The following is an 18,554-nucleotide window of genomic DNA, read 5'->3' as shown; positions in this document are numbered from 1 at the left end:
CCCAAAGGGAGCCGCACATATGGATGTTGCCCGGGTCACACCGGGCATCCTATCCAGCGCCGTTCAGGACCACAGTCGCCCACGGACAGGACGCACGATCGCACGGGGACGGCCGGACCGGCGGCGGCCGGACGGAATCAGTCCATCCGGCGGGCCACACCCAGCAGGCCCGTCTCGGCGTCCGTCCCGCTCGTCATCACCCAGTGGCGCTCACGTCCCGACACCCACAGCGTCACCCCGTCGGCGAGGGTCGGCAGCGCATCGGTCTCCGCCCGCCCGAGGCCGAGGATGCGGCCGATCTGCTCGGCCTCCTGCGGCGAGACCCGCTGCACGCCCACCAGCGTCGCGTCCCGCAGGAGCCGAGGCGCGACCGGGCTCAGATACGGGAGCAGCGTCAGCACCGACTGCCACGGCGACGACACCACGCGCCCCCGGGGAGGCCGCATCCCGCAGTCACGGACGACGACCACCGGACTGCCGACGGTGGCACCCATCGGCGGTACGCGGCCCACGTCGTGGAGCGTGATGCACTCCAGGCCCGCTCCCGCCGCCTGCGCCAGTGTCGTCCACGCCTGGGCCCGCCCGGTCTCGACCGCCACCCGGGCGCCCGTACCCGCCGCACGCAGCGCCAGCACCTGCGCCGTCCAGAGGCCGCCGATCAGCAGCACGTCGTACGGGGTCGAACGGTGGAAGCCCACCATCTGGGGACGGCCCTCGGCGTCGTCGCCGATCACCACCCCGTCGTCGCCCACCGGCAGGGACAGGGCTCCGAGGTCGTCCGCCGCCATGGTGTGCCCCGCGTGCCGGGGGCCGAACAGCCCCCTCAGCCCGCGTGCGGAACCCGTCGCCGTATCCATCACCGCGCACCTCCCAGAGGCATCGTCGCCAGCGCGCCGGGTAGTTGCTCGCGGTCCAGCCGCAGCAGCCCGACCTTGGCCGAGCGCGCGGCCTGCTCCAACACCCTCCGCACTCCGACCAGTTCGGTGTCCGAACCACCCGTGATCCGTACGTGCCCGCTCACCGCCAGCGCGCCCTGACGCGCTCCGCGCCGCAGCGTGAGACTGAACGTGGTCGCGTAGGCCGGGGCCGAGGTCAGCGTCGACACGAGCGTGGGCAGCGGCTGTGCCCCACGCCCCAACTCGGGCCAGCGGCCGACGGCGTACGTCGTGTGCCAGCGGTCGTCGCAGCGCCAGACGCGTGAGGTCTCGGCCGTGCGGCGCTGGGTTGCGGCACCCGGCCGGCCGGCGAGCGCCGCGGCCCGCGGGCTCGCACAGACCGCGGTCGCGATCGTGGAGTTGAGCTCCTCCTGGTCCAGGACCACCGCCTGGAAGCCGGCCCCGGTGAGCCGGCTCGCCACATGGTCGGCGGCGCGCACCAGACAGCGCTGGGCGCCCTCGACGCCGCCGCCCCTGGCCTCGACGGCCTCGCGGCAGAGCTCCGGGTCCAGCTTCACGGCCACCCACGTCATCCTCAGCGCGGGAGCGCCCGTGCGCTCCTGCAGCGGGCCGTAGGACAGCCGCGCGACCGACTGCTGCGGCAGATGCGGCGCGGGCGCGGACCGCACCTGCTGGACCAACTGCACGGACTCCACGGCGATGTCGTCGACCTGGAGCGCGCCTCCCAGCAGCGACATCGGCAGTGCCCGTGCCCCGAACGCGGGACGCAGCCCGGAGCCGCTCGCCTCCACCCGTACGACCGCCGTCAGGAACGAGCCGTCCCCGAGCATGCCGACCGTGCGGCGATCGCGGTCCACGTAGGTGAACGGGCTTACCCCGGGGGCGGCTTCCGCGAGAGGCGCCAGCGAGGGATCCACATCCGCGCCGGCGGGCTCGGCCGCCCGACGGCGTGACCTCAGCCCGAGGGCCGTGGACAGCCAGTCCGGCAGCGCGTGACCGCGCCGCCGCAGCACCGCGAGGAGCAGCAGGGCCGCAGCGGCGGCGCAGGCGGGGACCATCCAGAGACCGCCGAGCGCGGCGCCCACCAGGACCAGGGCGAGCGCCAGCTCCACGAGCACCAACTGCCGCAACTGGAGCGGGCCGATCCGGCCGGCGCTCGCGAGGGGGCGCAGAGTGGTCGTGGCCGGGGCGCTCCGGGGTGCACCGTCCGGCAGGACGTTGCTGCGTTGCCGCCGGGAACTCCCAGGGGCCTGTCCGGAAGTCCGCCCACTTCGCGAGCGAGTCGCCGTACCCATCGCCGCGTTGCCCCCTCGTGTCCGTATTTGCCAAATTCCCATGGGCGTTGACCGGGCGATCACCCTACCTGAGCAGTGGGACGCAAGCGCCGGCAGGCATAGTAGGGGACTGTGCGGCGGCGGGCCCCGGCACGGGGGCATGGCAACGTGGTCGCCCCAGCGGGGAGAGGGACAGCGGACAGATGGCATCACGTCGGGACGAACTCAACGCATACACCTTCGCGAAGCGGAGACTGGTCGCGCAGTTCGTGCAGCCCAACACGACCGGTTCGGAGGAGGGCGCGCCCCGCCCCCTGCGCGCGGTGGTTCCCGGAGCCATCGTGGCGGTGGTGGTCCTCGCCGTCTTCGGCGCGTGGGGCATGTTCAAGCCGGTGGCGCCCCAGAACTGGGACAAGCCCAAGGAGAACGTCATCATCGCCAGCAAGTCGACGACCCGCTATGTCGTGTTGGAGACGAACGGCAAGAAGCAGCTCCATCCCGTGCTGAACATGTCGTCGGCGAAACTGCTCCTCGACCCCGACAAGGGCAAGGTCATCAACGTCGACGAGTCCGTGCTCGACAACGGCAGGATCCCGCACGGCGCCACGCTCGGCATTCCCTACGCCCCGGACCGGCTGCCCGACGCCAAGGAAGCCGGCGTCGCCAAGCGCTGGGCGGTCTGCGAACGGCCCGGCGAGGGCGGCCGCACCATCCAGAAGGCCGCCTTCGTCCTCGCCGAGCGGGAGGAGCGGAAGACCGAGGGGGCCGACCGGCTCCGCGGCGGGGAGCTGATCTACGTCGAGGGCCCCGACGCGACCCGCTACGTCGTCGACGCTGGCGGCACGGCCTACGCCGTGGACAAGGACGAACTGCTCCTGCGTCAGCTCGTCGGCCTCGGACGGGCGCCCCAGCGGGTGTCCGCCGCATGGCTGGACACCCTGCACCAGGGTGACAAGGTCGACTTCCCGGTGGTTCCCGGCGCAGGCCGGGATGCCGGCGTCCCCGGCGACCTCCCGGACGAGGTGAACAAGGTGGGCATGGTCCTCAAGGCCACCGACGGCACACGGGTCCAGCAGTACGTGGTGCTCAGCGGCCGGGTGGCCCCCGTGACCGACTTCACGGCCAAGTTGCTGCTCAGCAGCCGCGACCTGATCGGCCTCGGCCAGGACGGTCGAGCCGAGCCCGTCAGCGCCGCCGCCTTCCGGCCGGGCCAGGCGTTCGGCCAGGACAGGAAGTGGCCCGAGCACGCCCCGGCGCCCGTCAACTCGGCGAGCACGGACGAGGGAAGCCGCAACACCGTGTGCAACGTCCTCCGTGAGGTGGACGACGACGGCTCCACCACCCTCAGCACCTGGGCGGGCACCGAGTTCCCCGCCACCCTCCCCACCGGTTCCAGCAGTGCCTACGTCACCCCCGGATCAGGCCAGCTCTTCCGCCAGTTCAAGGGCTCCCGTACGGACACCGGATTCCTCTTCCTCGTCACCGACACCGGACTGCGGTACGCCATGCAGTCCAACGGCGACAGCGCGACGGACGACTCCGGGATCGGTGCGTCCGGAACCAAGGAGGAGCGGGAGGCCCGGCAGCAGGAGGCCCAGCAGGCCCAGAACCGGCTCGGCTACAAGGACGTCGATCCCGTGCCGGTGCCGGCCGCGTGGTCCTCCTTCCTGCCGACCGGTCCCCGTCTCTCCACGGGCGCCGCACGTCAGCCGCAGGGCTCGTGAGGCGGGACCCGACATGACGTACACGTACCGGAGCCTCCTGGCCGCCCCGGCGGCCGCCGCGCTCGCCCTGGCCGCCGTGACCGCCGCGCCCGCGCTGGCGGACGGCCCCGACCAGTGCACCTACCCCGGCAAGCAGTACGAGGGCCGCCCCTGGGCGCTGCAGCGCGTCCTCCTGGACGAGTTGTGGAAGCAGTCCACCGGCAAGGGCGTCCGGGTCGCCGTCATCGACACCGGCGTCGACGTCGAGAACCCGCAGCTGGCCCCGGCGGTCGACGTCAAGAGCGGCAGGAACTTCCTCGACAAGAACCTCAAGGACGCGTCCGGCAACAAGATCGAACGCGGTAACGAGAACGGCACCACCGACACCGTCGGCCACGGCACCAAGGTCGCGGGGATCATCGCCGCACGCCCCGCCAAGGGCACCGGCTTCGTCGGCCTCGCCCCCGGGGCCACGATCATCCCCATCCAGCAGAACGACGCCGAGGGGCACGGCACGGCGAAGACCCTCGCGGCGGCCATCGACCACGCCGTGGCCGAGGGGGCCGGCGTCATCAACATCTCCCAGGACACGGCCGGCGCCGTGGAACCCGCCCCCGAGCTGAAGCAGGCCATCGACAAGGCCCTGGACAGGGAGATCGTCGTCGTCGCCTCGGCGGGCAACGACGGGTCGGGCGGGAACGTCAAGAAGACCTACCCGGCCTCCTTCGAGGGAGTCCTCGCCGTCGCCTCGTCCGACCGCAACAACGAACGGGCGGCGTTCTCCCAGTCCGGCGACTTCGTCGGCATCGCGGCCCCGGGCGTGGACGTCGTCACCACGGTCCCCGGCGGCGGCCACTGCGCCGACAACGGCACCAGCTTCTCCGCGCCCTATGTGGCGGCGGTGGCGGCGCTCGTGAAGAGCAAGCACCCGGACTGGACGCAGGAACAGGTCGTCGCCCAGCTCCAGCAGACCGCCGAGCGGTCCATCGCGGGCCACGACCGCCTCGTCGGCTGGGGCGTCGTCGACCCCGTCCGCGCGCTCACCGAGGACGACGAGCCGATCGAGAAGCCCGTCGCCCACGAGGGCCTCTCCGGTGCCGAGGCCCCGACCCCCGCCGAACTCCACCTCGGCGAGACCGCGGATGAACGCAACGCGCGCCTCGCGACGTACGTCGTGGTGGGCGGTGCGGTCCTGGTCGCCGTGGTCGTCGGCGGCGCGGTGACGGTGCGGGACGCGCGGCGCCGGGTGAGGGGACGGGAGCCGGGGGCGGGAAGGTGACGGTCCGACGGGAAGACCTCTGCATCAAGATCGGGACCCGACGGTGACGTTGCAGCAGCACATGCTCCCAGGCCGGGCCGGCCGCAGAAGTCTCCGCACGTATATGGAACTTGGGGCAGTCATACCCGGTCGTTAGAGTGGTGTGTGAGGCAGTCGGCGGAGCGTGGGGACGCTACGCCCGGATGCAGGACAGCAGTAGCAAACGGGGAGGATCGGCTCGTGCTCGAGGCGGTTGGTGACGGGGGCGGAAATGACGAGTGACCTTGAGCGTGGAGTGGGCGAGCTGAAGAAGTTCCGGACCCGCGTCGATGCGGTTCTCTCCGAACTGGAGAGTGGGGACGGCGGCAAGACCAAGGTCGCAGCAGAGCGGGTCACCCGCGGATCGTTCGGCGTCGGGCTACCTTTCGCAGAGGCCGAGGGCTTCTACAAGGAGTACAACCGCGTCCACAAGGCGCTGGTCACGCTGTCTAAGTCGCTCGGCGACCAGATCGAGCTCCTCACCATCGGCGTGCACGCTGCCGATGTCGGCTACGACAACGTCGAAGAGAAGCAGCGTGTTCGGTTCTACGAGATCAGGGCCCGGCTTGACAGGGAGCGGGACGAGGCGATCGAGCGCGAGCAGGCTCAGCAGGAGCCCGCGCGACCTCGCCAGGACGCCAAGACCGGCACCAAGGATCTGGGGTGATGAGTGATGGCTGATGAGAAGCAGCCGAAGTCGGGCAACACGCCGCCCCTGACGAAGCAGGAGCAGGAGCAGGCGCAAGAGCAGGCGCAGATCGAAGGCCAGTTCGCCGCCACCGACATGGTCGAGCGGATGCAGGACTTCTTCGGCGCCTTCGGCTTCGGAGCCGGCGGCAGCGTCTTCGGCTCGACAGTGTTCGACGGCCGTAAGCTCAACGAAATGCTGGACTTCCTGGAGAGCACCAACCCTGCTGACCTGGAGCACGCCGGCGAGGCCCTGGAGAAGGCGAACGTCGCCATCAACAAGGCCGCCAAGGAGCTGGACGACTTCGTCAAGAGGACCGACTGGCGGGGCGAGGGCGCGACGGAGTTCCAGCGCTACGGCAAGGAGGTCGTGGGCTACGCCTGGTCCGTCGGCAAGATGGCCAACGCGGTCGGCGCCCAGATGAAGGTCGCCAGCACCGGCCTGACGTCGGTCCGCAATGCACGTCCGCCGCGCGACAACCGCTCGATCCAGAAGGACGTCAAGGACTTCAAGCTCCCCGAGCAGACGGCCGACAACCCCGAGTACCAGAAGGCCCTGCAGGTCGAGAAGGACCGGCAGGAGGCCATCAACCAGATGAACCGCCTGGCCTCTTTCTACGCGGTCTCCCAGAGCACGCTCGCCGAGCAGGAGATGCCGAAGCCGCCGGCGACGTACAAGGCTGCGGTGCCGAGGCCGAAGGGGGAGTGGAGCCCGGGCGGGAGCTCGGAGTCACCCGGACCCCGCGGAGACTTCTCGAGACCGAATGTGGGACAAGCCGGAACTGTAGGCGAGGCCGGCGTCGCGGAGGTCGTACCGCGTAGCGAGGCGCTCGGTATGGCCGGTACCGCCACCGGCTCCACATCAATGGAGATCGACAGCGTGGCCACGGTCCCGCCGCCCACGACTGCCGGCCCGACCACGGCCCCGCCGACCGCCACCAGTGGCCCGAACCAGGGAAGCGGTCCGGTTCCCGCGCCGTTCACCGGCCCAGGTCTGTCCGGACGGGCTGGGCAGGCTCCTCGGACCGGCGATCCGAGGACGTCCGGGGGACAGCCGAACAAGGCCATTGGCCGTGCAGGCACGGCCGGTGGCTCCCCGCCGCTGGGACGATCGACCACATCGACGGGGCGACCGGGGTTTCCGAACGCCACGTCGTCCACAACGGCCGGACGCTCGCCCGTGGTCGGGCGTCCCAGCGCCATGGGCATGCCCGGTGGAGGTACTACCGGACGTCCCGGAGCGGGAGTTGGTCGCGGGCAGGCGCCCGTCGTGGGTAGCCCCGGTGGTACGGGCCAGCCGGCTGCCGGACGCGTTACGGGGACGAACGGACCTCGCAGCAGCGGCGCGAGCGGAATCGTCGGTGGAACACCTCAGCGCTCCACCAGCGGAAGCACGGGATCGCGTATTCCACGAGGCACGGTCATCGGCGGAGAGAGCGCGGCTGCCGGTCGCTCCACCGCCGCGCGGCCGGACCAGTCGGGCGTAGTGGGAGCCAACTCCGGCAACAAGCCAACCGGCCCAGTCGGGCGCGGCACGCCCAGTGCAAACGGAGTCGTCGGTACTCCACGTTCTCCAGGTTCTCCAGGTTCTGGTTCCGGTTCCGTAGGCAATGGCCTCCTCGGCAGCCGAGCCGACCGGCGTCGCCCCGGGGACGAGCAGGATCGGGAGGGTTCCGCCCGCCCGGACTACCTGACCGAAGACGAAGAGACATGGGCGAATCGCCGCCGCGGCGCGGTACCGCCGGTGATCGATTAACCACTGGAAGGCTCGGAAGTCAGAATGACGGCAGGAATGATCGGGGCCGGGAGCCTTCGGCGTGGCTTCGGCACCATGGCGGCAGTAGTGGCGCTGACGGCCGGGTTTGTCAGCACTGCACCGACGGCTTTCGCGGCCGATGCGCAGTCGAAGCAGTGGTATCTGGAAGCCATGAACGCCGAGGAGATCTGGAAGACCTCGACGGGCAAGGGCATCACTGTGGCTGTGATCGACACCGGAGTCGACCCCTCCACTCCCTCGCTCAGGGGTCAGGTACTCAAAGGCAAGGACGTTGCCGAGGCCAAGGGCGATGAGACGGACGACTACACAGGTCACGGAACGACGATGGCTGAACTCATCGTTGGGACGGGAGCAGGCGGTGGCCTCAAAGGGCTGGCGCCCGGTGCCAAGGTGATTCCCTACCGGGTCAGCGACACAGAGCTGCAGAACAAGGAAAAGGTGAACGCTTTCGACGAGGAGGAGGCGATCAGGGCTGCTGCCGACAGCGAGGCCCGGATCATCAACATCTCGTTCGGTAGCGAGTACTACGCCTCGCCAGTGCGGGAAGCAGTGAAGTACGCGCAGTCCAAGGGAAAGTTGCTCTTCTCGTCCTCAGGGAACCTGGGAGCCGGTAACAACAAGGCGAGCTATCCAGCCGCCTACCCGGAAGCCATTGCGGTAGGCGCGACTGACCGGAACGGCGAGGTGGCCGATTACTCGACGCACGGTGACTTTGTGGATATCGCCGCACCCGGAAGTGATATTCCGGGCTACTGCAACGAAAAACTGAAAGACTACTGCCCCAAGGGCGGCACGAGCGCTGCCTCCGCCATCGCCTCCGCCTCCGCCGCCCTCATCTGGTCCGCCCACCCCGAATGGACGGCGAACCAGGTCCTCCGCGTCATGTTCGAGTCTGCCGGACGTGGCGAGGACTGGAAGGAGGGCACGGTGAGCAACTACCTCGGCCACGGCATCGTGCGTCCCGGCGCCCACATCAACCGCGGCGTGGGCAAGCCCGGCGCCCCGGACATCAGCCCGCTCACCAACACGAAGGTCGGCGGTCCTGCTGGCGGTGCCCCGTCGTCCGCCTCCTCCGCCCCTTCTGCACCAGCCTCGTCACAAGCGCCCAAGGGCGGGCCGGAGTCGGGCACCAGTGTGGCAAGCTCGAGCAAGAGTGATGGTGGTGGCGGTCAGTTGGGACTCATCATCGGGATTGGTGCGGCCGTAGTGATCGCAGCAGGCGCCTTCGCCGTCATCCGCAAGCGCCGTACCACCTGACCCGACGCCGGGGCCCCATGCACAACCCATTCAGTCACCAATGGTAGTTGAGAAGGAAACGCAACCGTGTCACGGGGCCCGCGGCTCTCAGAACAGCAAGTCATTCAGCTCGAGAGGCAGCTCTTCGAGAAGTTCGTCTCGATCAAGGCCAGTTGCAGCAGATCCAGGGCGCGATCGACAGCCTCGAGGACCAGTGGAGAAGCATCGGTACCGGTGCGGGATGCCCAGCGGCGGGCGAGAGGACTGGAGCCGGGGGTGGGAGGGTGAGCCGCTGGCAGGGGAGAGGATCCGTTCGCGGTCTGAGTACCGGTACGGATGCGCCGCTCGTTGCAACCGCATAGGGTCGATCGATCGTCTGAGAACAGTCGGGCATCGGGGGAAGTCGGGTGACGGACAGGGCACTTGGGCCTGTCAGAGGCAGTGACTAGAGTGACCTCTGGGTATGAGTGAATGATGAGTCACCACGATCCGCGATCGCACTGTGTGAATTTCTTGTGATGACTGTAAACGGGGAGGATCGGTCGTAATGTCGTCAGCGGACGGGGGCGGGGGCGGCGCCGCGAGGGACCTGGAGCGCGGTGTAGGTGCACTGAAGCTCTTCCAGAAGCGAGTGAACGAACTGCTCACGGAGCTGGAGAACGGAGCCGGCGGTACGAAGAAGGTCGCTGCGCAGTCGGTCTCCCGCGGGTCCTTCAGCGGTGCCAACTTGCCTTTTGCGGAGGCGGACGGCTTCTTCAGCCAGTACAACCGCGTCCACGGGGCGCTCACTTCGCTGTCCAAATTGCTGGGCGATCAGATCGAGCTGCTGAGGATCGGGGTTCACGCGGCGGATGTCGGCTTCGACAACGTCGAGGAGGATCTGCGGTCTCGCTTCCACCGGATCCAGACGCGCCTGGACCAGGAGCGTGAGGTGCACGAGAAGCGCGACAAGCCGCAGGGTGACGCACCCGACCCGAACGCAGACGTCAAGGGCGTCGACACCGAGGACATGGGGTGACACCCGATGAGTGACGACAAGCAGCCGGAATTTACCCCTGAGCAGCAGGCGACCGAGGTATCCGAGCAGCAGACCGAGGACTCGGCCCAGATCGAGACGGTCTTCGGCGCCACCGATGCCTATCAGCGAATGACGGCGCTGATGGACGACATCGGGTTCGGCAGCCGGGGCAGCCTGTTCGGCAAGACCAGTTTCGAGGGCGCCGACCTCAACGCGATGCTTGACCTCTTGGACCATTCCAATCCGTCGGACCTGGAGAACGCCGGGAAGGAACTCGGCAAGGCACGGGACGCTCTCAACAGCGCGGCGCAGGAACTCGACGACTACGTGAAGAGCGTCGAGTGGGAGGGCGAGTCCGGCAGGGAGTTCCGCAGGTACGGCACGGAGCTCGCCAAGTACGCCTGGGGACTTGGAACGTTCGCCAACAAGGTCAGCACGCAGATGGAGGTCGCCAGCACGGGGCTGACGTCCGTGCGCAACGCGAAGCCCCCGAGGGACGGACGACTCGTCCGGAAGAAGGCGGAGGACTTCGCGCTGCCCGAACGCCGGCCGGACAACCCTGAGTACGCCGAAGCGGTGAAGGTGGAGGAGAACCGCCAGGAGGCCATCAATCAGATGAACCGCCTGGCGTCGTTCTACGCTGTGTCGGAGGAGTCCCTGGCGACGCAGGAACCGCCGAACATGCCGCAGATGCTGAAGGCCGACGTGCCGCGGCCGCGGGAAGGCGGGCTCTGGAACGATCCCGCCGGCGGGTCAGGAGGCGAAGCCTCGGGTGCCGCAGGTCACTCTGCAAGTCTCCATCAGGTCGTGTCGGGCGGAGCCACAGGTACCTCCGAGAAGGAAGTCCTTGGCGTATCTCCCTCGGTGCCTGATCGGAGTACCTCGATGGAGATCGACAGCGTTGCCGCGCCACCTGCTCCTCCGGCTTCGGCCCCCAGCGCGTCGGCACCCCCTGCCGCTGCTGGTCCCGGCACACCTCCAGGTCCCCCGGTCGCGCCGTTGGCCTCGAGTTTCGGCTCCGCGAAGAACACCGTGCCGCGGGCGACCGGTACCTCCGGCGTGATCAGGACCGGCAGCGGCCCGGCTGCGCATGCCGTTGGACGTCCGAATGCATCGGGCGGCAGCACACCCGCCGCCGGGCGCGCCGGTGCGGCCGGTCGACCTGGTGCTGCTCCTGGGGGTGCGCACGCTTCCGCTGGAATCCAGGGACCGTTTGGTCGGGCTTCAGGCCCCATGGGCGCGGGCAGCGCGACCGGTCGGGCAGGTGCCGCTGCTGTGCCTGGTCAGGCCCCGCCTACCGGTCGACAGGGCGTCGTGGGGCAACATGCAGCGGGACGCACGGGCCAGGCACCATCGAGCGGAGCACGCGCGGGCCGGGCGGACGGCATCGTCGGCGGCACACCGCAGCGTTCCTCAGCCGGCACGTCCGGGTCGGGGATCCCCCGGGGAACGGTCATCGGCGCCGACGGATCCGCTGTCGGGCGTACCTCGGCGGCTCGCCCCAGCCAGTCCGGAGTCATCGGGGCGAGCACAGGAAGCGCCACGCAGCGGCCGACGAGCAAGGGCACGCCAAGTGCCAACGGAGTCGTGGGTACACCTCGTAACGCACCTCTTGTCGGCGGTAGCGGCCAGCGACAAGGACGTGATCAAGACCGAGAACGCAACGCCTCTGCTCGACCTGACTACCTGTCTGAGGATGAGCAGACATGGTCGTCACAGCGACGCGGTGCTGTACCGCCGGTGATTGACTAGGACACGGAAGGTTCGGAAGTCGGGATGGCAGCAGGAACGAATCGAGCATGGGCGGTTCCCACCTGGCGGCGTGTCGCATGCACACTGGCCTTGGCCGGAGCGTGCTCCGTCGGCATGGCGCCAACTGCCGCTGCGGAAGGCATGGAGTCCAAGCAGTGGTACCTGAAGGCAATGCACGCCGATGAGATCTGGAAGAAGTCCACCGGCGAAGGAATCAAGGTCGCTGTCATCGATTCGGGCGTGAACTCGAAAACGCCTTCCTTGCAAGGCCAGGTACTTCAGGGACTTGATGCGACAGAGGCACCCGGCGAGGCCACGGACGACTACGAGGGTCATGGCACGACCATGGCTGAGCTGATCGCCGGCACAGGAAAGGGCGGCGGTATCCGCGGCCTGGCGCCCGGTGCAAAGATCGTTCCTATGCGAGTCGCCACCAAGGCGTTCCCGAAAGACGTCAAGGTGAACGAATGGGACGAGGTGGTTGCCATGCGGGCTGCCGCCGACAGCGATGCACAGATCATCAGCGTTTCGATCGGCAATGAGTTCATGTCTGAACGAGAACGTGAGGCGATCAGGTACGCGCGGAGCAAGGGAAAACTGATTTTCGCTGCTGCCGGCAATTCTGCCAAGAAAGGCAACAAGCCCAGCTACCCTGCTAAGTACGACGAAGTCGTCGCCGTTGGTGCCATCGATCGTGATGGTCAAGTCGGTGACTACTCACATCACAGCGAGATCGTCGACATCGCGGCTCCCGGCACCGACATCCCCTATTGGTGCGATTCCACCTTTACTCGATACTGCGACGGTGGTGAGGGCACTAGTCAGGCTGCGGCTCTCGCCTCCGCCTCCGCCGCGTTGATCTGGTCCGCTCACCCGGACTGGACGGCCAACCAGGTCCTTCGCGTCATGTTCGAAAGCGCCGGTCGCGGTGAGCAATGGAAGGACGACTCCAAGAGCCAGTACCTCGGCCACGGAGTCGTGCGCCCCAACGCCCACATCACCCGCGGCCTCGGTAAGCCCGGCGCTCCGGACGCCAGCCCCCTGACCGGCGAGAAGGCCGATGGTGAGGCCCCCGCTGGCTCAGCCGCCCCGTCGGCACCAGCCGCGTCAAAGACTCCCAAGGTCGGGTCGCAGTCGGACGCCGTCGTTGCCGGTGCTGGCAAGAGAGCCGACGGCGGCAACCGGACGGGCCTCATTCTCGGCGGAGCCGCAGTCGTTGCGGTCCTCGCAGCAGGCGCAATCGCCGTCATCCGCAAGCGTCGTACCACCTGACCGACGCCCGGGCCGCAGAGCCCGATCAGAACTTCACCGCACGTTGAGCTCCACCTCGCCACAGGCTGGTGAGGCACAACGCAACCAGTCATACAAGTAGTTCAGAAGGGAAACGCAACCGTGTCACAGGGCCAGCGGCTTTCAGACCAGCAAGTCATTCAGCTCGAGAAGCAGCTTTTCGAGAAGTTCAACTCGATCAAGGGCCAGCTGCAGCAGATCCAAGGCACGATCGACAGTCTCGAGGGCCAGTGGAAGGGCATCGGTGCCGGTGCCTTCAACACGAAGCAGCAGGAGATCAACACCTCGATGGTGCGTCTCGGCAACATCCTGGCGAAGTTCCTCGAGGCGATGAGCACCTCGAGGAAGATCAAGGACGGGACGGAAGACGACGTTCGCGCTGCCGTGCAGGCCATCAACGTCGACCTCGGTGTCGGCACCAGCGCCGCCCCCAAGTCGGGCCTCGCCGGTCTCTAGAGAGTCTGGGCGCACTCGACCTCGGCTGCGCAGGCCGGGTTACAACTACAGGTGAGATGAGGGAATCATGGGCATGAATTCGGGAGACGAGCTCGTCGTCAAGTACGACGGCCTTGACCTGGCGGCGACCACGCTCGGCAACCAGGCCAAGAAGCTCGAGGAAGACCTGCGGGAGATCAAGACGGCCATGGCCACTGTTGCCGCCGGCTGGGAGGGCGAGGCCCACAACGCCTACGTCCAGGAGCAGGTGAAGTGGGACAAGGAGGCGGCGGACATCCACCGCGCCCTCATGCAGATCGGCCAGGTCGTTGCGAACGCGGGCGGCGACTACATGGGTGGCGACAAGAAGGCCGCCAGCTACTTCGCCTGAGACGTCCGGCTGTCAGGCCGGCGACTTGGGAGGCTGACCAGGGGTGGGCACATGCGAGGGGTGCCCACCCCTGATCCCTGTCCTCCACGCGTTGACGAGGTGACCACGTCAGCCCAGCGTCGTTCGAGGCAATTCTGCGCAAGAAAGGCCTGTGCCGGGACGGTCCTTCGCAGGTTGAGCCCCCCATACCGACCTGGCCCGTGTCCAGTCGGTGGGCAGACCTGAGCGGAATGCTCCTGGCTGCCGCCCCATCGTCCGCAGCATTGACGGCGAACACACCGGCGACTGCATATGACTTGGAGTCGAGACATCTGTTCAGGGCCGAGCGGCGCCAGGGTGGTGGCCGCGAGGTGGTGGGACCCACCAAAGGGCGGACCAAGCGGGTGACCCCGGAGAAACCGTGAACGTCCGGGTGCCGGTCTCGGCGTCCTTGGCCAGGTCAGGCTGCCCGCTCGCGAGTCCCCCGCCGGCTTCTGCATCTGCGCAATCGGGCGCGAAGTGCCCGATTCGTAATGTGGGCTATCGGCCAGCATATTGATCACCACTATAGTCAGTGGCATGGAGCTACAGCAGTCCCCTGCCGCATCTGCAGGATCCCCTCCGGCGCACCGTCGCTCGCTGATCGTCGCGCTAGTGATCGGGTTGGTTATCGGCGGTGGGGGCGTGGGCGCTGTCTGGGTGCTACGCGACGATTCGAGTGGAGGGGTTGATCCCACGGCCGCCGGCCCGGTGGCCGATGCACGTGCGGCCTGTCACGCCCTCGATGGTTTTGACGAGTCCAAGTACGCCATTGAGGGCCCAGAAGGTGACATCGCTCTCAATCGCTGGGGTGCGGCAGGCGCGTTGTCCGCCGCGGCGGCTGCGGGCGACGCGCGGTACAAGCTGCTCGCGCAGGCGATACGCCGCTCTCAGGACCGTCATGCCCAAGCCTTCCAAATCAATGACGAGGTGAAGAAGGAGCTGGCCGAAGCTCGCCGGATCTGCGAGGGCCTCTGACCGATGGAGGGCGCCGAGTACCCCTGCTCGACGCCGACATGCACGGCCTGTCGGCCGGGCGCCTCCCTGAGACGGGCCACGCCCACGGCGGTTCGCGGAGGAGCGGGCCGTGGGCGCGGGGTCAGGAAGTGGGCGTGGTGGTCAGGCCGTGCAGTCGAGGGCCTTCTTCACCTTCGGGACGAAGTCGAAGGTGATCGCCTCGATACTCTTGCGGTGTTCGGCGACATCCCCGCCGGTCTTGAGGTTGATGGTGACCAGCGCGACCAGGTAGTCCGCCGTGGGGCCCGAGCAGGCCGTACTGACCATAGAGTTGAAGTCGCCCACCGCACCCAGGCCGGGGAACGGAAGATTCTCGATCTTCGCCCGGTTACGGAACCGGAACTCTTCCATCGGTGCCATCGGGTCGTAGATCTTGTCGACCTTCTCGACCTGGAAGGAGACGACGAACCAGTCGTCGACCGACAAGTTGCACCGGCCCGAGGTCTCCGTGCCAGTCTCGATCACGGAATCGCCCTTGACCTCGAACTTCTCGCCGTCCACGAGGAACGGCTCGAGTACCTTCTCGTTCAGAGGCACCCCGCACGCCTCCTTCGGCAGCGTGTACTCCCGTCCGCTTCCGCATGCCGTGAGGGAGAGCGCGAGACCACAGGTGAGTGCCGAGACGGCGACACGCCGCAGAGTCGTACTCATCACTGGTCCTCCGCAATGCCTTCGGCCTTCTTGTTGCCGTCGTTGGCAGAAGCGCCGATCACCGAGTACACGCCGTGGTCCTTGGAGTAGCCCTCGTGCGCAGGGTCCTCCGCCCACTCCTTGTTCTGCGCGTACCAGATGTCCGCCAGACTTCGGAGCTCCTTGTTGCGGGACGCGTAGGTATCCGCGAAATCGATGTTGGCCGTGTCATTGATCTCGTTTGTCTTGTCCGCGAGCCAGGCCGAGGTGACCAGGTCCACGCCGCGCTGCACGGCGTCCATCGCCGGATTCCACGGCGTGACAGCGCCTCCGATGATGTGGTAAGCCCATGCCTTCTTCCATGAGGCGTCGGTGAGGTCGCCGTCTTTCTTGTCGTTGGTCGCCTGGTAGCGCGCTTCCTCCAGGAAGCCGATCGTGCGGCCCGCCTTGTCCAAACTGTCCTCCGGATTCGTCTTCTCCGTGAGGATGTCGGTCACGATCGCTACATGCATCTGGTCCGTGAGCGTGATGTAGTCGCCCTTGTTCCGGGAGATCTGCTTGCTGACCTCCATGAGTTGGTCGGCGTCCAGCCCGTGCGTTCCGAGGGGATCACTCATCGCCCTGTGCACGGTCTCGCCGTGGTTGCCCATGGCGTACGCCATGTCGTCGCGCAGCTCCGACGGGAAGTCGTTGCCCTTCGCGGCCAGGAACTCCAGGGACCGCTTCATGGCCGCATCATGCTCAGGCGTGTGCGGCAGGAACTCCGATTTCGGGGCGTCCGGGCCGGTCGCGCCCGACACCGCAGCGAACATCGCACGGCCCGTCGCGTCCAGGGCCTCGTTCGGCCCGTCATCCAGCGGCGAGTCGTCGAACGACGGGCGGTCCTTCAGCACCCACTGCGCGTTGTCCTGCGGATCCTTCGTGTTGAAGAACTCCGTCGCTGCGTCCGGGCTGTTGGCGAGCGCCGTCATGAAACCCGTCATCGGGTCGCGGCCGAACTCGGCGTCGCCGATGAAGTTCATCTTGGGCGTCATCTGGCCCATGCCCTGCCAGTAGTTGCCCGGCAGCTTCATCTTCTCCTCGGTGGCGACCAGGGAATTGCCGTACTTGTTGAGGAACTGGTCGTCGTAGTCGCCCGTGCGCATGAGGTTGCTCATGATCTGGTAGCCCCAGACCTCTGCGCCGCGCGTCTTGTAGCGCTCGCCGGCGAGCCGCACCATGTCGTTCTCCCACTGCCGCATGGCGGGGCTGTCCGACTGGGTGGCGCCGCCCAGGACGACGCCGAGGTTCTTCTGGAACTCACCGAGCTGGTTGAGCTGCGTTCGGCTCAGCTCGTTCGGGTTGTCAGGGCTGGACAGGTCCGCCCAGAACTCCAGCATGCCCTTCGGGCCCACCTGCGTCGCGAACTTCTCCTGGAAGAGCGGGTCGTTCTGGTAGGAGGCGAGCAGCCCGTTCAGCTTCTGGAACTCCTCGGGCGACATCTCGTCGCCCTTCTCCTTGAGGAGCTTGGCGGCCTCCTCGGCCTTCCGCACCGCATCCAGCGCGGAGTCGCGGTCGCCGTACGAGGCACCGGAGAAGCCGACCTCGGCCTGGTCCGCGATGGCCTTGAGGACCTGGGCGGCGGTCGTGTCGCTCTCGGTCGCCCTGTTCAGGATGCGCTGGACGTCATCCCGCAGGTGCTCGGCGTCCTGGGGCGAGTGGTCCGGCACCTCGTGGCCCTTGGCCGCCCGATCCGGATGAATGATCATCGTGACCGTGAAGCCCCCGTCGCTGGTGGACGTGACGGTGAGATTCTTCTTCCGGCCCCGCTCCAGGGCTTGCTCCAGTTGGCCCTTGTAGCTGACCAACTCGTCGCGGGTGTCCTTGAGAATATTGTGGATAGTGGTGGCCTGGGTGTGGGCATCCGCGAACTCGCCGGCGGTTTTCGTGATGAATTCACGAGAGACCGTGGCGTTCACCCCCGCCCAATTGGCCTTGTCCGCTTTCGCCTTCAGATCGTCCCGGGCGTTCGTCTCCATCGACTTGAGGTTCTTGACCACGTCCGACCAGTCGTCGATGCTCGCGCCGAGCAGAGCGAAGTTGCCTTGGCGCAGAGTTTCGAGGTCCATCAGCGTTGAGTCCTCTCATCGAAGCCCTTGTCGAGCGTGGCGATGCTGCTGACGGTGGTGGTGATGTAGTACTCGTCGCCGGCGTGGGCGTTCTTGGTGAAGTCCATGTGATTCGATATGTGGGCGCAGGCATCCAAAAGGGACTGCAGTTGCTCCTCCCACCGTTTCTGAACGTGGTGGAGGCCACCACCGAGGGCGAACCCCTGCGTCGTGAGGTCCTTGGCGGCGGTCTGGCTGCTGGACCACGCATCACGGCCGTAACGCCCCAAGTCCTCGAAGAGCTTGAAGGCGCTGTCGCCGACCGCCGCAAGATCCTTCTGGTTGACCTTGAGGTCTCCGCCCTTCTCCCCGCCCCCACCGGGCTCGGCCGGCAGCTGATTGAGCCGCGTCTGTGTGGAGCGCTCCCCGGCCTCGGCTTTCAACTGTTCCCATTCGTCCCACGCCATACTGCGGACCCCTTCCCCCGTGTGAATTGATGGACGCTTGCAATCCGGATCAACCTACAAATGTGCTCAGGCTATGGGCAAGGGCGGTCCATGACGTCGGCTTCCAGGGTGTAGCGCCGGTCGTCGATGTTCGCGTACCTCGGCTCGGGCTCGCCGGGAGCCACCGATGCGACAACCGTCATGCAGACCCCGTCCGCCTCGTAGCGTTCGGTGTTCTCCGACGTCGACGCCAACCGCAGCACCACGTCCTCCGCCGGGCGCCGGATCTCGTCCACGCCGTACTCGTCCCAGGCGCCGTCGCCCGCCGGGTACTTCAGCCGCGGCTCATCCGTCGTCAATTCCTCCGCCGCGGTCCCCATCCGCTCCACGATCTCGTCGTGATCCGGACCCGGGGCGAAAGTCGCCTGGCGGAGCCCGTCGGCGGCCCACCACGCCGACGGGACCGCCATGACCAGCAGCGCCACCCTCAGCACGATGACCACCGCGGCCGAAGGTTCGCGGGCCCCCGGCCCGCGCCCAGGTCCTGCGCGGGTTCACCACCGCCAACATGAAGCACGCGAAAGCGAACAGGCCGGTGAG

General features: G+C 67.7%; 17 protein-coding genes. 11 read left to right on the top strand and 6 right to left on the bottom strand.

All coding sequences use genetic code 11. The features are described 5' to 3' along the window. Positions 1-137 precede the first annotated feature (137 nt). Both O7595_RS08355 and eccE read right to left on the bottom strand, forming a co-directional pair. Positions 138-857: a hypothetical protein gene (locus tag O7595_RS08355; protein ID WP_269728094.1), complete on the bottom strand. Its 720-nt coding sequence runs from the start codon at positions 855-857 to the stop codon at positions 138-140. Then, positions 857-2,191, bottom strand: coding sequence for a type VII secretion protein EccE (gene eccE / locus O7595_RS08350; protein ID WP_269728093.1), 1,335 nt, complete (start codon positions 2,189-2,191; stop codon positions 857-859). The genes O7595_RS08355 and eccE overlap by 1 nt, the downstream gene beginning before the upstream one ends. A gap of 182 nt (positions 2,192-2,373) precedes the next feature. Here eccE and eccB point away from each other — a divergent pair, with 182 nt between their 5' ends. The 11 genes from eccB to O7595_RS08295 all read left to right on the top strand — a co-directional run bounded on the left by eccB (position 2,374) and on the right by O7595_RS08295 (position 14,752). Beyond that, positions 2,374-3,894: a type VII secretion protein EccB gene (gene eccB, locus O7595_RS08345; protein WP_269728092.1), complete on the top strand. Its 1,521-nt coding sequence runs from the start codon at positions 2,374-2,376 to the stop codon at positions 3,892-3,894. Positions 3,895-3,907: 13 nt separating this feature from the next. Further along, positions 3,908-5,152 carry a type VII secretion-associated serine protease mycosin gene (gene mycP, locus O7595_RS08340; RefSeq protein WP_269728091.1) on the top strand — a complete coding sequence of 415 codons (1,245 nt, stop codon included), beginning with the start codon at positions 3,908-3,910 and terminating at the stop codon, positions 5,150-5,152. A 250-nt stretch (positions 5,153-5,402) separates the two neighbouring features. Next, a complete protein-coding gene (locus tag O7595_RS08335) occupies positions 5,403-5,837 on the top strand; it encodes a hypothetical protein (RefSeq protein ID WP_332328132.1) in 435 nt (144 codons plus the stop codon). Positions 5,838-5,843: 6 nt separating this feature from the next. Beyond that, positions 5,844-7,613, top strand: coding sequence for a hypothetical protein (locus O7595_RS08330; RefSeq protein WP_269728090.1), 1,770 nt, complete (start codon positions 5,844-5,846; stop codon positions 7,611-7,613). Positions 7,614-7,688: 75 nt separating this feature from the next. After that, positions 7,689-8,891, top strand: coding sequence for a S8 family serine peptidase (locus O7595_RS08325; protein WP_269728089.1), 1,203 nt, complete (start codon positions 7,689-7,691; stop codon positions 8,889-8,891). Between the two features lie 526 nt (positions 8,892-9,417). Continuing rightward, entirely contained in the window at positions 9,418-9,888 is a 471-nt protein-coding gene (locus tag O7595_RS08320) for a hypothetical protein (RefSeq protein WP_269728088.1), read from the top strand. Positions 9,889-9,894: 6 nt separating this feature from the next. Next, complete coding sequence (locus O7595_RS08315) at positions 9,895-11,640, top strand: hypothetical protein (protein WP_269728087.1); 1,746 nt, start codon at positions 9,895-9,897, stop codon at positions 11,638-11,640. 24 nt (positions 11,641-11,664) lie between these two features. Further along, positions 11,665-12,912, top strand: a complete 1,248-nt coding sequence (locus tag O7595_RS08310; RefSeq protein ID WP_269728086.1) for a S8 family serine peptidase — start codon at positions 11,665-11,667, stop codon at positions 12,910-12,912. A gap of 120 nt (positions 12,913-13,032) precedes the next feature. Next, positions 13,033-13,386: a WXG100 family type VII secretion target gene (locus O7595_RS08305; RefSeq protein ID WP_093662427.1), complete on the top strand. Its 354-nt coding sequence runs from the start codon at positions 13,033-13,035 to the stop codon at positions 13,384-13,386. A gap of 67 nt (positions 13,387-13,453) precedes the next feature. Next, a complete protein-coding gene (locus O7595_RS08300) occupies positions 13,454-13,756 on the top strand; it encodes a WXG100 family type VII secretion target (protein ID WP_269728085.1) in 303 nt (100 codons plus the stop codon). A gap of 558 nt (positions 13,757-14,314) precedes the next feature. Continuing rightward, complete coding sequence (locus O7595_RS08295) at positions 14,315-14,752, top strand: hypothetical protein (RefSeq protein ID WP_269728084.1); 438 nt, start codon at positions 14,315-14,317, stop codon at positions 14,750-14,752. A 141-nt stretch (positions 14,753-14,893) separates the two neighbouring features. On the opposite strand, the gene O7595_RS08290 is transcribed toward O7595_RS08295, so the two are convergent. From O7595_RS08290 to O7595_RS08275, 4 genes are all read right to left on the bottom strand, one after another. Continuing rightward, the gene (locus O7595_RS08290) at positions 14,894-15,442 is read right to left on the bottom strand and encodes a hypothetical protein (RefSeq protein WP_269728083.1); all 549 of its coding nucleotides are present in this window, start codon (positions 15,440-15,442) and stop codon (positions 14,894-14,896) included. Beyond that, positions 15,442-17,529, bottom strand: a complete 2,088-nt coding sequence (locus O7595_RS08285; RefSeq protein ID WP_269728082.1) for a hypothetical protein — start codon at positions 17,527-17,529, stop codon at positions 15,442-15,444. The genes O7595_RS08290 and O7595_RS08285 overlap by 1 nt, the downstream gene beginning before the upstream one ends. After that, positions 17,529-17,975 (bottom strand): hypothetical protein, encoded by a 447-nt coding sequence (locus O7595_RS08280; protein WP_269728081.1) that lies wholly within the window; start codon positions 17,973-17,975, stop codon positions 17,529-17,531. The genes O7595_RS08285 and O7595_RS08280 overlap by 1 nt, the downstream gene beginning before the upstream one ends. 71 nt (positions 17,976-18,046) lie before the next feature. Next, the gene (locus O7595_RS08275; RefSeq protein WP_269728080.1) at positions 18,047-18,457 is read right to left on the bottom strand and encodes a hypothetical protein; all 411 of its coding nucleotides are present in this window, start codon (positions 18,455-18,457) and stop codon (positions 18,047-18,049) included. Positions 18,458-18,554 lie beyond the last annotated feature (97 nt).

It is taken from the genome of Streptomyces sp. WMMC940, assembly GCF_027460265.1.
Taxonomy (GTDB): Bacteria; Actinomycetota; Actinomycetes; order Streptomycetales; family Streptomycetaceae; genus Streptomyces.
Note: the sequence above shows the minus strand (reverse complement) of the source record. Positions and strands in the feature narration are given on the sequence as shown.